This window comes from Pseudomonas sp. 5Ae-yellow, from assembly GCF_014077575.1.
GTDB classification, from domain to species: Bacteria; Pseudomonadota; Gammaproteobacteria; order Pseudomonadales; family Pseudomonadaceae; genus Halopseudomonas; species Halopseudomonas neustonica.
Window position 1 is genome coordinate 337,822 of record NZ_JACGWE010000001.1, and the last position, 14,505, is coordinate 352,326.

Genomic DNA, 14,505 nt, shown 5'->3' on the forward strand with positions numbered 1-14,505 from the left:
GCGCACACGCAACGCACCTTCAGCGTAACCGGGCCGAAACGAGGGCTGTTCATGGATGCCAGTCAGCAACTGATTCTGTTGATTCTGGGTTGTACTATTGCCCTGTTCCTCTGGGGGCGCTGGCGACACGATGTGGTCGCCCTGGCCGCGCTGATGGCCTGCGTAGTAAGCGGGTTGACGCCAGCGGCTGACGCCTTTGTCGGCTTCGGCCATCCTGCAGTCATCACCGTGGCAGCAGTGTTGATTCTCAGCAAAGGCTTGCAGACCACCGGCGCTGTTGAGGCGCTGGCGCAGCGCGTCCTGCCCAAGCGCGGCGGCGCCTTGCTCAGCCTGATAGTGCTGACTCTGCTTGGCGCTTTCCTCTCCGCCTTCATGAATAACGTAGGTGCCATGGCGCTATTGATGCCACTGGCCCTGCAACTCGCTGCGCGCGAAGGGCTACCACCCGGCAAAGTGCTCATGCCCTTGGCCTTCGGCACCATTCTCGGCGGCATGACTACGCTGATTGGCACCCCACCCAACTTGATCGTAGCGGGCTTTCGCGCGCAACAGGAGCTGGGCAGCTTTGGCATGTTTGATTTCACTCCCGTGGGCCTGTCAGTTGCGGCAGCAGGGATTGTCTTTGTCGTGCTGACCAGCCGCTGGCTGGTGCCGCATCGCACGCAACCCGATGTCGGAAGTTTCGATACCGGCACCTATCTGACCGAAGTGCATATCGACGCTGACAGCAAGGCCGACGGCAAGACCCTCGCGGAAGTGGAGAAACTGCTGGACGAGAGCGATGCCCAGATTGTCGGTATGGTCCGCAACGACTTCCGCGTCACCGCCCCTATGCCCAGCCGAATACTGCATGCCGGTGACATCCTGGTTATTGAGGCAGAACCAGAGGGACTTGGCGCTTCGTTGACACGCCTTGGCTTAAAACTGGAAGAAGCGGTACCTACCAGTACGACAGAAAAACACAGCGAGTCGGAAGATGGCGACGAACACGCCGAGCAGGATGCCAACGTAAGCGATGCTAGCCGCCCGCAGGAAGATCCGGACGCGAGCGAAGAGACGAGCAAAGAAAAAAACAGCAAACCCGATCAGTCCGATGAAATAACCCTGCGCGAGTTGGCCGTTCAGCCCAGCGCAGACATTCTGGGTCGAAGCGCATCGGACATTCAACTACGCACCCGGTTTGGTATCAATTTGCTGGCGATATCGCGGCAGGGCCACAGGTCCATTCGTCGCCTGCGCTGGACCGCGATTGAAGCCGGTGACGTACTCCTGATGCAGGGACCACCAGAGGCCATCTCCGGCTTTGCCAGTGAGTATGGCTGTGTGCCGTTGGCGGCACGCAGCATTCTGATCCCTGACCGCCGCAAGGCTCTATACGCCATCAGTATTATGCTGGGGGCCATCGGTCTTGCCGCCTTTGGCATACTCCCGGCAGCCGTTGCTTTTATCGCCGGCGTGCTGGGGTACATGCTGACACGCGTCATTCCGTTACGCCGAATCTACGAGGCAGTGGATTGGCCGATTGTCGTATTGCTGGCTGCGTTAATGCCGCTGGCCGCCGCCATGGCGAGTACCGGCGCTGCTGACCTGCTGGCCAAAACGCTGCTGGAACATCTGGCTCAGGGCAATGCGATCATTGCCCTGGCGTTAATCCTGATCGTCACCATGACGCTATCCGACTTCATGAACAACGCGGCTACCGCCGCCGTCATGTGCCCCATCGCCTTGAGCGTGGCCGGGCAGTTACACGTCAATGCCGACAGCTTTCTGATGGCCGTGGCGATAGGCGCCTCCTGCGCCTTTCTGACACCTATTGGCCATCAGAACAATACCCTGATCCTCGGTCCCGGTGGCTTTCGCTTCGGCGATTACTGGCGCCTCGGCTTGCCACTGGAGCTGCTGGTCGTTACCGTCAGCATTCCCATGCTGCTGTGGGTGTGGCCGCTATGAATCCTCGACCAGCGTAAAGTCCTCCTTGAAGCGCACCGCGCAATCCGGACAGGTAAAACTGTCCGGCAACGCCTCCCAGGGCGTACCCGGCGCGAATCCCTGATGGGGATCACCCTGCGCTTCGGCATACTCGTAGTCACATTCCGGGCAACGGTATCGCGTCATGCCAAAACCTCCTCTGGCACCTGTTCTTGCGGCCCCAGATTGTAGCGGCGCATCAACATCTCTTTCTTCGCCGGCAAGAAATTGATGCGCTCCGGATCACGATCAACCGCAGCGAGCAGGCGTTTATCCATCACCTTAGCCCAGAGCTGCGGGAAGTAGGCCAGCAGGTACATACCAAAGTAGCCATTCGGTAAACGTGGCAGATCGGGGAAGTCACGTAGCGACTGATATCGCCGTGTTGGGTGAGCGTGATGATCAGAGTGACGCTGAAGATGAAAAAGCGCCCAATTGGAAAACAGGTGATTGCTGTTCCACGAATGGTGCGGCTGGCAACGCTCGTAGCGCCCGTTCGCCTGCTTGTTACGCAACAGGCCGTAATGTTCGATGTAATTGGCCTGAGTCAATTGGAAAGCGCCCCAAAAGGCAATCAGCAGCATGATTGGCAGCATCTCGATACCCAGCCAGGCAATCAGCCCACCATAGAGCACAGCACTGATCAGCGCAGGCTGCAGAATCTCGTTTTCCAGACTCCATACCGACTTGCCGCAGCGATCCAGCCGCTGAGCTTCAAGATCCCAGGCACGAAAGAAGGCGCCGGGCATCTCGCGAAACACAAAACGGTAAATACTCTCGCCCATGCGAGCTGAAGCGGGATCCTCCGGAGTAGCCACATCGCGATGATGACCGCGGTTATGCTCTACAAAAAAGTGCCCATAACAGCCCAAAGCCAGAGTAATCTTTGCCAACCAGCGCTCCAGCGATGTCTTCTTGTGCCCCATCTCATGCCCGAGATTCAGGCCAAAACCGAGCGAGCCGCCGGTCGCCAGAATGACAGCCAGAGTTCCATACCAGGGCAGATCGTGGGTACCGAGAAAAATGATATTGACCAGAAAGCTGATCCACAGAATGGGCACCAGAGCGTAGGTCACATAACGGTAGTAGCTATCGGCCTCGAGGGCGGGAACCGCCTCTTCCGGCGGATTACTCAGATCTTCTCCCAGCACGCCGTCCAGCATGGGGATTACGACGTAGCCGAACAGGGTCGACAACCACAGCCAGATGATCTGCGGCGACACCAGCATATAAAGCAACGGACCGACCAGTGCCAGCCCTGGCACCATCAACGAAAACAGCCAAAGGCGGCGTTTGCGGTCCACGTAGCCTGAAAGGCCATTATCTTGCGCAGCAGTTGCAGTCATGCAGTCATCCTCTTGTTGTTATGGCTATGACCGTCCTATCTTCTGCTCAGCCGTTAACCGCAACACCCGTTGCAACCGGCAAATTATCGTCATATTGTGACAACAGCTACTGCCGCCAACTCATAAAACACAACAAGGTTCAGTATGCAGTCCAACCAATTCTGGCTCAGCCCGGCTGTTCATCCCGTATACGCTCGATTGGTCTACGCCGAGTTGTTACGTCAGGGGCTGAGTAGCGAACAGATACAGGCCGACAGCCCGCTAGACTGGGACGCGCTACTGCACAGCAATCACTTCCTTAACATGAGCAGCCTGCAAAGCCTTTTAGCTAGCGCCATCAGGCTTAGCGGCTGTCCCTGGCTGGGCTTTGCGGTAGGCATGCACACCGACGTTAGCGCGCATGGCCCAGCGGGCTACGCCGCGGTCACCGCCAACACCATTGGCGAAGCCATCGGCCTCACCGAACACTACAGCAGCCTGCGCCAGCACTTGGGCGCTTTCCGATGGGAGCGCAAGCAGCCACCCGTACTGGTGCTGGACGAGTCGCGGATGCCCGCAGCCATTCGCGAGTACCTGTTGGGCCACTTCACTACTGCCCTGCTACGCCTACTGGAAACCCTTGGCGGCCAGCCGCTGCATGACGTCATCCGCATTGACTGGCCGCTGCCAGAACCGGACTGGTCGAAAGAGATTAGAGGTTACGCGCGCGACTGGCGCTTCGATGCAGATGCCCTGCGTATCCACCTACCAGCGGGGCTAATGGAGGAGCCGTGCCTTGGCGCGGATAGCGAGGCTTGCCAGCACGCTGTACGTGATTGCGAACATCAACTTCAGCGCCTGCAACGTGGCGGCGCACTAAGTGAACGCATAAAGCAGCGGTTGCTGGAATGTGAGCAAGACTACCCCACGCTAGCGCAAATGGCCGAACAGGAACACGTCACCGCGCGCACCCTGATTCGCCATTTGCACAGCGAGGGGAGTAGCTATCAGCAGATTATGGATAGATTGCGCAGTGAGCAAGCGGGTTGGCTGCTCGCCCATACCGAACTAAGCGTAGAGCGCGTAGCAGAAAAGCTGGGTTACCAGGACACCAGCAACTTCAGCCGCACGTTTCGCCGCTGGTACGGCGCGACACCAAAAACGTATCGCGCCCAATTTCAGCGGGACAAAACACAGCGGCCAAGCGACTGATTTCAATTACCGGGAGTGACCCGTAACACGCTGCCATTGGCGCTATCCGTCAACAGATAGACAGCCCCATCCGGCCCGGTGCGTACATCACGAAAACGAGCACCCAACTCCTTGAATAGACTCTCCTGCTCAACCACTTCGGTACCATCGAGCACTACCCGGCGGACTTCCCGTCCGGCCAATGCAGACACCAGCAGATTGCCTTGCCACTGCGGAAACAGTTCGCCGCGGTACAGGGTCATACCCGAGGGCGCGATGGACGGAGTCCAGTACAGCAGCGGCTGCTCAAGCCCTGGCAGCTCGGTATAGGGCGATATCTGCGCACCATCGTAATCGATGCCATAGGTGATTTTTGGCCAACCGTAGTTCTTGCCCGCTTCGATCAGGTTGACTTCGTCACCACCGCGCGGCCCATGCTCGTTACTAAAAATACGTTGCGTCTGCGCGTCGTAAAGAATCGCCTGCACACTGCGGTGGCCAATACTGAACAGCTCTGGCTGTGCGCCATCCTGAGCGACAAAAGGGTTATCCTCAGGCGCCGAGCCATCGCGGTTCAGGCGCACAATACTGCCCAGATGGTTAGCCGTATTCTGCGCCTGTTCGCGGTAATCGAAACCATCACCCAGGGTTAGCAGCAGGGTGTCGTCCGGCAGAAAAGCCATGCGCCCGCCGTAATGTGCGCTGCCCTTCTTGGCTGGCTGCACGCGAAAGATTTCCTGGGTATTTTCCAGCGAAGTGCCATTAAAACGCGCCGACGCGAGGCAAGTATGGTTGGCTTCGATGGTACCGCAGGCATAACTCATGAACAGCTCACCCGACTGCACAAAATCCGGGGCCAGGGCCAACCCCATCAGCCCCGCCTGACTGTTGACGAACGCTTCCGGCACGCCGGCAATGGGTTCAGCCTGCAACTTACCCTCGGCATTGATTAAACGCAGACGTCCCGCGCGCTCGGTGACCAGCATGCCGCCATCCGGCAGAAACGCCAGCGCCCAGGGGAAGGACAGACCCTCGGCAACCGTTTCGACCTGGTAGTCTGCGGCCTGAACACCCGAGCCTGCCGCCAGCAAGAGCGCTGCGCCAAAAACAGATTTACTCAACATTGTTGTATTCTCCTCGGGCCAGCAAGTCAGCCCAGCACCCGCAGCCCGCGCCGCGCTTTAGGTTTAGTCAGGCGACCAAATAGCCAGCTAGCAATCCCCACCGCCAACATCATGCATAGCAAGCCGGCGGTACCGCGCGTAGCAGCAATAAATGTGGGCATCGGCAACAGGTAATTGGCCAGGGTAAAGGCGACCCAAATACCGCCGCCACCAGCCAGCAGGTACAGCAGGCCGCGCCACGGCTTGAAGATACGCCCCAGGCCCTCTGCTACCGGTAACGCCAGCAGCAGAGTCGCGGCCACCATTACGGAAAACAAGGGTGTAAAATGCAACAGGTCATGCCAACTGGTAGCGAGGCGCGTTGACAATTCAACCGGCACGCCCATTTCCTGCAGAAAAAACAGGTTGAACTGGGTTTGCACCAAGCTGCCAAGCACTGTGCCCAGTGCCACGCTCAGCAGATAGCAAAAGAGGATCCGCAAGACGGATGCTAGCTTCATTCTTATTGTTCCTGATCAGTCAGTAATGGGGTGTCACGTCAATCTGCAGCAGGGCCTTCAGGCAGTTCGGGTAGATTGCGCAGCCCCTGCTCATAAGCCTGATTATCAAACGGCTGATCTGTGTCCAGCATCACGCCTATGCAGTGGGCCAGTATCTGGGCCATCAACTCAAGACTTTCATCATGGCCATACCCTACCAGCGTCAATTTGTTCAGCGTGGCTTGGGCCGCGGCCGGCTCGCCACTGGCAAGTTGGTTTTCAACGGCCTCGATCAGTTTGCTCTGGGCAAACGCCTCATCCGGTTCTTCATCAATTGGCTGCATGTCATTTTCTCCGAGCCACAAGGTAACAAGGCGGCCGAAGCCGCCCTGCTGAAAGCGCTTAGTTGATCTTGGGATCAAGCTCGCCGCGGGCGTAACGCTCAAACATGTCATCCAGGCAGATCGGCTTGATCTTGGATGCATTACCGGCAGTACCAAAGGCCTCGTAACGAGCGATGCAGACATCACGCATAGCGTCGACTGTCTTCGCCAGGAACTTGCGCGGGTCAAACTCGCTCGGGTGCTCAGCCAGGAAGCGGCGGACGGCGCCAGTCGAGGCAAGACGCAGGTCGGTATCAATATTCACCTTGCGCACGCCAAACTTGATGCCCTCAACGATTTCTTCTACCGGCACACCATAGGTCTCGGGGATTTCACCGCCAAACTCGTTGATGATTTTCAGCCACTCCTGTGGCACGGAAGAAGAGCCGTGCATAACCAGGTGCGTATCCGGAATACGCTTGTGGATCGCCTTGATCTGCTCAATTGCCAGAATATCGCCTGTTGGCGGACGGGTGAACTTGTAGGCGCCATGGCTGGTACCAATCGCAATGGCCAGCGCATCAACCCCGGTCTGCTTGACGAAATCAGCCGCTTCTTCCGGATCGGTCAGCATCTGGCTGTGGTCGAGAATACCTTCGGCACCAATACCATCTTCTTCGCCGGCCTGACCGGTTTCCAGGCTACCCAGGCAACCCAGCTCGCCTTCAACCGAAACACCACAGGCGTGGGCCATTTCAACGGTGCGACGAGTCACATCGACGTTGTACTCATAATCCGTTGGCGTCTTGCCGTCGGTACCCAGAGAGCCGTCCATCATCACCGACGAAAAACCCAACTGAATGGAACGTTGGCAAACGCCCGGGCTGGTGCCGTGATCCTGGTGCATACAAACCGGGATGTGCGGAAACTCTTCAATCGCAGCCAGAATGAGGTGGCGCAGGAAAGGCGCACCCGCATATTTACGCGCGCCAGCAGACGCTTGCACGATCACCGGAGAGTCGGTTTTATCCGCCGCTTCCATGATGGCTCGCATCTGTTCCAGATTGTTGACGTTGAAGGCAGGTACGCCGTAGCCGTATTCGGCAGCGTGGTCGAGCATCTGGCGCAAACTGATGAGGGCCATAATTAATCTCTCCGTAAAAGTTATCTAGAGCGGCAAACTGCCAACGAATCTGCTGACAGTTTACTCATCTCACTCAAGCTTGGTCACCCCTTTGCTGGCGACACCGGCAAGGGGGCTAATTGATCCAGGTTTGCTGCTGCCCGCTCAGCGGGCACGCTCTTCGAGTATTTCGACCGCTGGCAAGGCCTTACCCTCAACAAACTCGAGGAAAGCGCCGCCGCCAGTGGATATGTAAGAAATTTGGTCGGCCACGCCATACTTGTCGATTGCGGCAAGGGTGTCACCACCGCCAGCAATCGAGAATGCAGGGCTCGCCGCAATAGCTAATGCCAGCGCCTTGGTGCCCTCACCAAACTGATCGAACTCAAACACGCCGACCGGACCATTCCACAGAATAGTACCGGACGACTTGAGTAATTCGGCGAACTGCGCCGCCGTCTGCGGGCCAATATCCAGAATCATGTCGTCTTCGGCGACATCAGCCACCGCCTTGACCGTGGCTTCGGCATCTTCTGCAAAAGCCTTGGCAACCACCACATCGACCGGCAACGGCACGCTGACCTTGGCGGCAATCGCCTTGGCCGTTTCAACCAGGTCAGCTTCATAAAGCGACTTGCCAACCGGCAAACCGGCAGCAGCCAGGAAGGTATTGGCGATCCCGCCACCAACAATCAGTTGATCGCACTTCTCAGACAGAGAATTGAGCACGTCGAGCTTGGTCGACACCTTGGAACCAGCAACGATCGCGGCCATCGGCCGCGCGGGCTTATCCAATGCCTTGCCCAACGCATCGAGTTCAGCAGCCAACAAGGGGCCGGCGCAGGCAATGCGGGCAAACTTGGCGACGCCATGGGTCGAACCCTGAGCGCGATGCGCGGTACCAAAGGCATCCATAACGAAGATGTCGCAGAGCGCGGCATATTCTTGCGCCAGGGTATCGGTATTTTTCTTTTCGCCGCTGTTGAAACGGACGTTCTCAAGCAAAACCACCTTGCCGGGCTCAACGCTAACGCCACCCAGGTAATCGCGCACCAACGGCACCTCACAGCCCAAGGCCTTGCTCAAATAAGCGGCTACCGGCGCCAGGCTGTTCTCTTCACTGAACACGCCTTCTTCCGGACGGCCCAGATGCGAGCAGACCATCACGGCCGCGCCCTGTTCCAGCGCCAGCTTGATGGTCGGCAAGGCGGCAAGAATGCGTGCGTCGCTCGCGACCTGCCCGTTCTTTACCGGCACGTTGAGATCTTCACGAATGAGTACACGCTGGCCCTTGAGGTCCAGCTCCTGCATGGTGAGTACGGTCATAGCCCGCTCCTTGTAATTAACTAAGAATTTTTGCAGATCAACGCGCTAAAAGCCGTCAGTCTTCGCGCCGCAACCAATAGCGCGCAACATCCAGCATGCGATTGGCAAAGCCCCACTCGTTATCAAACCAGACCAGCAAATTAACCAGCCGGGGACCGGACACCCGAGTCTGGCTGGCATCTATCACCGCGGAATGGGGATCATGATTGAAATCGCAACTGGCGTGCGGTAATTCGGTGTAATCCAACAACCCGGCGAGCGGCCCTTCAGCGGCCTCACGGAGCAGCCGGTTAACCTCCGCAGCACTGGTGTCGCGGGTGGTCTGCAGGGTTATGTCCAACGCTGAGACGTTCACGGTGGGCACGCGCACCGCTTTGGCCTGGATACGACCTGCCAACTCAGGCAGCAGACGCTCAATGCCGCGAGCCAGGCCGGTGGATACCGGAATAATCGACTGGAAGGCAGAGCGCGTGCGACGCAGATCGGTATGATGATAAGCATCGATCACCGGCTGATCGTTCATCGCCGAATGGATAGTAGTGATGGACACATAATCCAGCCCCAGCTGTTCGTTCAGCAACTTGAGTAGCGGCACACCACAGTTGGTCGTGCAGGAGGCATTGGAGACCAAGCGCGCATCGCTGGGCAACTGATGCTGATTGACACCGTAGACCAGAGTCGCATCCACCGCCTGCTCGTTGGCCATTGGCTGAGAGAAGAGCACTTTCGGCACGCCAGCATGGATAAAACGCAGGCCCTGTTCGCGCGTAGTGTACTGCCCCGAGCACTCCAGCAGCAGATCGACCCCTAGTCCGTGCCAGTCGATGCCCTCGGGCTCGGCTTGGCGCAGCACGCGAATCGGACTGCCGTTGATCAGCAGGTCATCCCCGGCGAGTTTTACGTCACCGGGAAAACGTCCATGGGTCGAATCAAAGCGCGTCAGATATTCAATGCTCTCGCGATCAGCAAGATCGTTCAGCGCAACTATCTGCAGGTGTTCGTCGCCGCGTTCATGCAACGCACGCAGCACGCAGCGACCAATGCGGCCGTAACCGTTCAGGGCGATTCGATAAAGGGGACGAGCAGACATTCAGCGACTCCAGTCAGCTGAAAGCCAGAAGCTGGAAGCTGGAAGCAACCCCTAACTCCGCAGTAAGCTGCGGATGGTTTTAACTTCCAGCTGACAGCTTCGAGCTTCAGGCTCTAATCTTCCAACAACTCTTCAGCCGCCAGGAGCACGTTCTGCAGAGTAAATCCAAACTCTTCGAACAGCGCGTTGGCCGGGCCGGACTCACCGAACGTCTGCATGCCGATAACACGACCATCCAGACCAACGTACTTGTACCAGAAGTCAGCGTGGGCCGCTTCGATGGCAATGCGCGCACCGACTTCCAACGGCAGTACGGCCTGCTTGTACTCGGCGTCCTGCTGATCAAACACACTGGTAGACGGCATGGATACGACGCGCACGTTCTTGCCCTGCTCTGTCAGTGATTCCCAAGCCTGAACCGCGAGACCGACTTCGGAACCGGTGGCGATCAGGATCAGCTCGGGCTCACCATGACAGTCCTTGAGTACATAGCCACCACGGGCAACATCGGCCAACTGAGCCGCGTCCCGCTCCTGATGCTGCAAATTCTGCCGTGAGAACACCAGGGCACTGGGACCGTCGGCACGCTCAATTGCGTACTTCCAGGCAACCGCAGACTCGACCGCATCGGCCGGACGCCAGGTATCCAGGTTCGGCGTGGTACGCAGGCTGGCCAGTTGCTCGATCGGCTGGTGCGTAGGGCCGTCCTCGCCCAGACCAATAGAGTCGTGGGTGAATACATAAATCACCCGCTGACGCATCAGCGCCGACATGCGCACGGCATTGCGTGCGTACTCCATAAAGATCAGGAAGGTCGCGCCGTAGGGCACAAAACCGCCGTGCAGGGCGATACCATTCATGATGGCGCTCATACCGAACTCGCGCACACCGTAGAACAGATAATTGCCAGAGGCATCATCGGCACTAACACCCTTGCAGTCTTTCCACAGGGTCAGGTTGGAACCGGCCAGGTCAGCCGAGCCGCCGAGCAGCTCAGGCAACATCGGGCCAAAGGCGTTCAAGCTGTTCTGACTGGCTTTACGGCTGGCAATGGTTTCGCCCTTGTTGGCAACGTCCGCGACATAGGCTGCAGCCTGCTCGCTGAAGTTGGCTGGCAACTCACCGGCCATACGGCGCAACAACTCTGCGGCCAGCTCAGGGTAAGCGTTCTGATAAGCAGCAAAGCGGTCATTCCAGGCCGCCTCGGCCTTGGCGCCAGCCTCGTGGGCATCCCACTCCGCCTTGATATCGGCCGGAATGTCGAAAGCAGCGTGCGGCCAGTTCAGCGCCTCGCGGGTCGCCACGATCTCAGCGTCACCCAGGGCGGCACCATGGCAGTCTTCCTTGCCCTGCTTGTTTGGTGAGCCGAACCCAATGATGGTCTTGCAGCAGATCAGCGTCGGCTGGTCGGTGTTTTTGCGCGCGGTTTCGATGGCGGTCTTGATTTCGTCGGCATCGTGACCGTCAACATTGCGAATCACCTGCCAACCGTATGCCTCAAAGCGCTTGGGCGTATCGTCGGTGAACCAGCCTTCTACTTCACCATCGATCGAAATACCGTTGTCATCATAGAAAGCAACCAGCTTGCCCAAGCCCAGGGTCCCTGCCAGCGAGCTGACTTCGTGCGAGATCCCCTCCATCAGGCAGCCGTCACCCATAAATACATAGGTATGGTGATCGACTACTTTGTGACCATCGCGGTTGAACTGCGCAGCAAGCACCTTCTCTGCAATAGCCATACCCACCGCGTTCGCCAACCCCTGACCCAGCGGGCCGGTAGTGGTTTCAACGCCAGGCGTATAGCCATATTCCGGATGCCCCGGTGTTTTACTGTGCAGTTGGCGAAAGCTTTTGATGTCGTCGATGCTGACGTCATAGCCAGTCAGGTGCAGCAACGAGTAAATCAGCATCGAGCCATGACCGTTGGACAGCACAAAGCGGTCACGGTCGGCAAACTTGGGATTGGCGGGGTTGTGCTTGAGGAAGTCACGCCACAGAACCTCGGCGATATCCGCCATGCCCATGGGCGCTCCGGGATGGCCGCTATTGGCTTTCTGCACAGCATCCATACTGAGGGCTCGAATGGCATTGGCTCGGTCACGACGGCTGGGCATGGAAAACTCCTGAGGCTGACAAGGCTTAGGCAAGCAACCGCAATAAGCGGCTGGCCAGAAAATGAGGCGGGCATTTTCGCGCAAACGACGCCAGCGGGCAATGAAAACCCCGTAAACCCCTGTGCAAAGGCCAGAACAGGCAGACGAATGGCGATCAATATCTATATCAAAACATTTTGATATAGCGCTTGCAGGCACCCAGCATCAGAACTACACTGCTTCGCATGAACCAAATCGCGCACATCGATGCCGCCTTACCCAACCCAACCGACGCGCTGGCTGCTTTCTGCAAGGCCATCGGCGACGCCTTGCGGCTGGATATTTTGCGCGTCCTGCGTAACGACTCCTTCGGCGTGCTCGAGCTAGCGCAGATCTTTGCCATGCGCCAATCCGGCATGAGCCACCACCTCAAGGTGCTGGCCAACGCGGGACTGGTCAGCACGCGCCGCGAGGGCAACTCAATTTTTTATCGCCGCAGCCTGCCTGCAGCCGACATCAGCTGGCATCAACTACATGCACAGCTGCTCATCGAACTGGATGCCCTGCCCCTTGAGCCGCCGCTGCAGGCGTCGATTGGCCTGGTCCATAGCCAGCGCGCAGAGTTGTCGCGTCAGTTCTTTGCCCGCTTTGCCGATGGCACACCGGCGCAGCAGGATCTTATTGCGCACTTTGGCCTGTATCGCGAGCCACTGCTGGCATTGATCGATACCCTGGCGTTACCAGCGCGGGCAGTGGCGATTGAGGTAGGTCCTGGCGAGGGCGGTTTTCTGCCTAGCCTGGCTGCAAAATTTGCGCAGGTCATTGCACTGGATAATGCCGAGTCCATGCTGGAACGCGCACGCCAGCACTGCAGCGATGCAGGATTAAACAATGTGGCGTTCTTCCTGACCGATGCGTTGGCACCACAACAGCTACCCTTAGCTGACTGCCTGGTGTGCAATATGGTGTTGCACCACATGCCCGCTCCGGCTGAAGCACTGAAACGTTTTGCTGATTTACTCAAACCAGGCGGCAGCCTGGTATTGACCGAACTCTGCAGCCACGATCAAAGCTGGGTGCGCGATAGCTGCGGCGATCTCTGGCTGGGCTTCGATCAGGACGATATTGCCCGCTGGGCACAGGACGCCGGACTCATCTCCGGCCTCAGCCAATACATTGGCCTACGCAACGGCTTTCAATTACAGCTGTTGCAACTGGCCAAACCCGAACCATCCCCTTCCGAGGAAAGGATACACGCATGAGCGACTACTCGATTTTCACCTCTGAGTCGGTTTCCGAGGGTCATCCCGATAAGCTGGCCGACCAGATCTCCGATGCCGTACTGGATGCCATTCTCGCTGAGGACAAGTTCGCCCGCGTGGCGTGCGAAACCATGGTGAAAACCGGTGTCGCCATCGTTGGCGGTGAAATCACTACTACCGCCTGGGTCGACCTGGAAGACCTGGTTCGCAGCGTCATCAAGGACATCGGCTACACCTCTTCCGACGTCGGTTACGATGCTGATACCTGCGGCGTCATCAATATCATCGGCAAGCAGTCACCCGACATTGCCCAGGGCGTTGATCGGCAGAAACCGGAAGACCAGGGCGCCGGTGACCAGGGCCTGATGTTTGGCTACGCCAGTAACGAAACCGATGTGCTGATGCCCGCGCCTATTACCTTTGCCCATCGCCTGGTCGAACGCCAGGCTGAAGCGCGCAAGAACGGCACGCTCGACTGGCTGCGTCCGGATGCCAAATCACAGGTGACCTGCCGCTATGAAAACGGCATTGTTACCGGCATCGACGCTATCGTGCTGTCCACCCAGCACAACCCCGAAATCAGCCAGGCTGATTTGCGCGAAGCCGTGATGGAAGAGATCGTCAAGAAGGTACTCCCGGCTGAGCTACTGCACGCAGACACCCAGTACCACATCAACCCGACCGGCAAGTTCGTGATTGGCGGTCCGGTAGGCGACTGCGGCCTGACCGGTCGCAAGATCATCGTTGATACCTACGGCGGCATGGCCCGTCACGGCGGCGGCGCCTTCTCTGGCAAAGACCCGTCCAAGGTTGACCGCAGCGCCGCCTATGCCGGCCGCTATGTCGCCAAAAACATCGTTGCCGCCGGCCTGGCCGACAAGTGCGAGATTCAGGTGTCCTACGCCATCGGCGTAGCGCAGCCGACCTCGGTATCCATCAATACGTTCGGCACTGGCAAGATCAGCGACGACAAGATCATCAAATTGATTCGTGATCACTTCGACCTGCGCCCGTATGCCATTACCCGCATGCTCGACCTGCTACACCCGATGTATCGTGCCACCGCAGCTTACGGCCACTTTGGTCGCACGCCGGTAGAGATGACAGTCAAAGGCGACACCTTTACTGCCTTCCCATGGGAGAAGACAGATAAGGCGGCCGACCTTCGCGCTGACGCTTGAAGCTTGCAGCTGACGATTAC

At 58.1% G+C, this 14,505-nt stretch carries 13 protein-coding genes; 4 read left to right on the forward strand and 9 right to left on the reverse strand.

All coding sequences use genetic code 11. From position 1 onward, the window contains the following. The first annotated feature begins 51 nt into the window (after positions 1-51). A complete protein-coding gene (locus H4J77_RS01595) occupies positions 52-1,950 on the forward strand; it encodes an SLC13 family permease (protein WP_123888333.1) in 1,899 nt (632 codons plus the stop codon). Here H4J77_RS01595 and H4J77_RS01600 read toward each other — a convergent pair. Next, a complete protein-coding gene (locus tag H4J77_RS01600) occupies positions 1,945-2,115 on the reverse strand; it encodes a rubredoxin (RefSeq protein ID WP_123888332.1) in 171 nt (56 codons plus the stop codon). The two genes, H4J77_RS01595 and H4J77_RS01600, sit on opposite strands and share 6 nt — an antisense overlap. Then, positions 2,112-3,314, reverse strand: coding sequence for an alkane 1-monooxygenase (locus H4J77_RS01605; RefSeq protein WP_182246749.1), 1,203 nt, complete (start codon positions 3,312-3,314; stop codon positions 2,112-2,114). The genes H4J77_RS01600 and H4J77_RS01605 overlap by 4 nt, the downstream gene beginning before the upstream one ends. A gap of 144 nt (positions 3,315-3,458) precedes the next feature. Between H4J77_RS01605 and H4J77_RS01610 the strand changes: the two genes are divergently transcribed. Beyond that, on the forward strand, positions 3,459-4,505 hold the full coding sequence (locus H4J77_RS01610) for an AraC family transcriptional regulator (RefSeq protein WP_182246751.1): 1,047 nt from the start codon (positions 3,459-3,461) through the stop codon (positions 4,503-4,505). A 2-nt stretch (positions 4,506-4,507) separates the two neighbouring features. On the opposite strand, the gene H4J77_RS01615 is transcribed toward H4J77_RS01610, so the two are convergent. From H4J77_RS01615 to tkt, 7 genes are all read right to left on the reverse strand, one after another. Beyond that, a complete protein-coding gene (locus H4J77_RS01615; RefSeq protein ID WP_182246753.1) occupies positions 4,508-5,608 on the reverse strand; it encodes a PQQ-dependent sugar dehydrogenase in 1,101 nt (366 codons plus the stop codon). Between the two features lie 26 nt (positions 5,609-5,634). After that, positions 5,635-6,108 carry a hypothetical protein gene (locus tag H4J77_RS01620; RefSeq protein ID WP_182246755.1) on the reverse strand — a complete coding sequence of 158 codons (474 nt, stop codon included), beginning with the start codon at positions 6,106-6,108 and terminating at the stop codon, positions 5,635-5,637. 38 nt (positions 6,109-6,146) lie between these two features. Continuing rightward, on the reverse strand, positions 6,147-6,431 hold the full coding sequence (locus tag H4J77_RS01625; RefSeq protein WP_182246757.1) for a hypothetical protein: 285 nt from the start codon (positions 6,429-6,431) through the stop codon (positions 6,147-6,149). Between the two features lie 58 nt (positions 6,432-6,489). Next, positions 6,490-7,554 (reverse strand): class II fructose-bisphosphate aldolase, encoded by a 1,065-nt coding sequence (gene fba, locus H4J77_RS01630; RefSeq protein ID WP_182246759.1) that lies wholly within the window; start codon positions 7,552-7,554, stop codon positions 6,490-6,492. Positions 7,555-7,698: 144 nt separating this feature from the next. Continuing rightward, the gene (locus H4J77_RS01635; protein ID WP_182246761.1) at positions 7,699-8,859 is read right to left on the reverse strand and encodes a phosphoglycerate kinase; all 1,161 of its coding nucleotides are present in this window, start codon (positions 8,857-8,859) and stop codon (positions 7,699-7,701) included. Positions 8,860-8,914: 55 nt separating this feature from the next. Next, on the reverse strand, positions 8,915-9,949 hold the full coding sequence (gene epd, locus H4J77_RS01640; RefSeq protein WP_123888324.1) for an erythrose-4-phosphate dehydrogenase: 1,035 nt from the start codon (positions 9,947-9,949) through the stop codon (positions 8,915-8,917). Positions 9,950-10,062: 113 nt separating this feature from the next. Beyond that, the gene (gene tkt / locus H4J77_RS01645; protein WP_123888323.1) at positions 10,063-12,063 is read right to left on the reverse strand and encodes a transketolase; all 2,001 of its coding nucleotides are present in this window, start codon (positions 12,061-12,063) and stop codon (positions 10,063-10,065) included. Between the two features lie 224 nt (positions 12,064-12,287). Here tkt and H4J77_RS01650 point away from each other — a divergent pair, with 224 nt between their 5' ends. Together H4J77_RS01650 and metK are read left to right on the forward strand one after the other, a co-directional pair. After that, positions 12,288-13,304: a metalloregulator ArsR/SmtB family transcription factor gene (locus H4J77_RS01650; protein WP_182246763.1), complete on the forward strand. Its 1,017-nt coding sequence runs from the start codon at positions 12,288-12,290 to the stop codon at positions 13,302-13,304. Beyond that, the gene (metK, locus tag H4J77_RS01655) at positions 13,301-14,485 is read left to right on the forward strand and encodes a methionine adenosyltransferase (RefSeq protein WP_182246765.1); all 1,185 of its coding nucleotides are present in this window, start codon (positions 13,301-13,303) and stop codon (positions 14,483-14,485) included. Before H4J77_RS01650 ends, metK begins: the two co-directional genes overlap by 4 nt. The last annotated feature ends 20 nt before the right edge of the window (positions 14,486-14,505 follow it).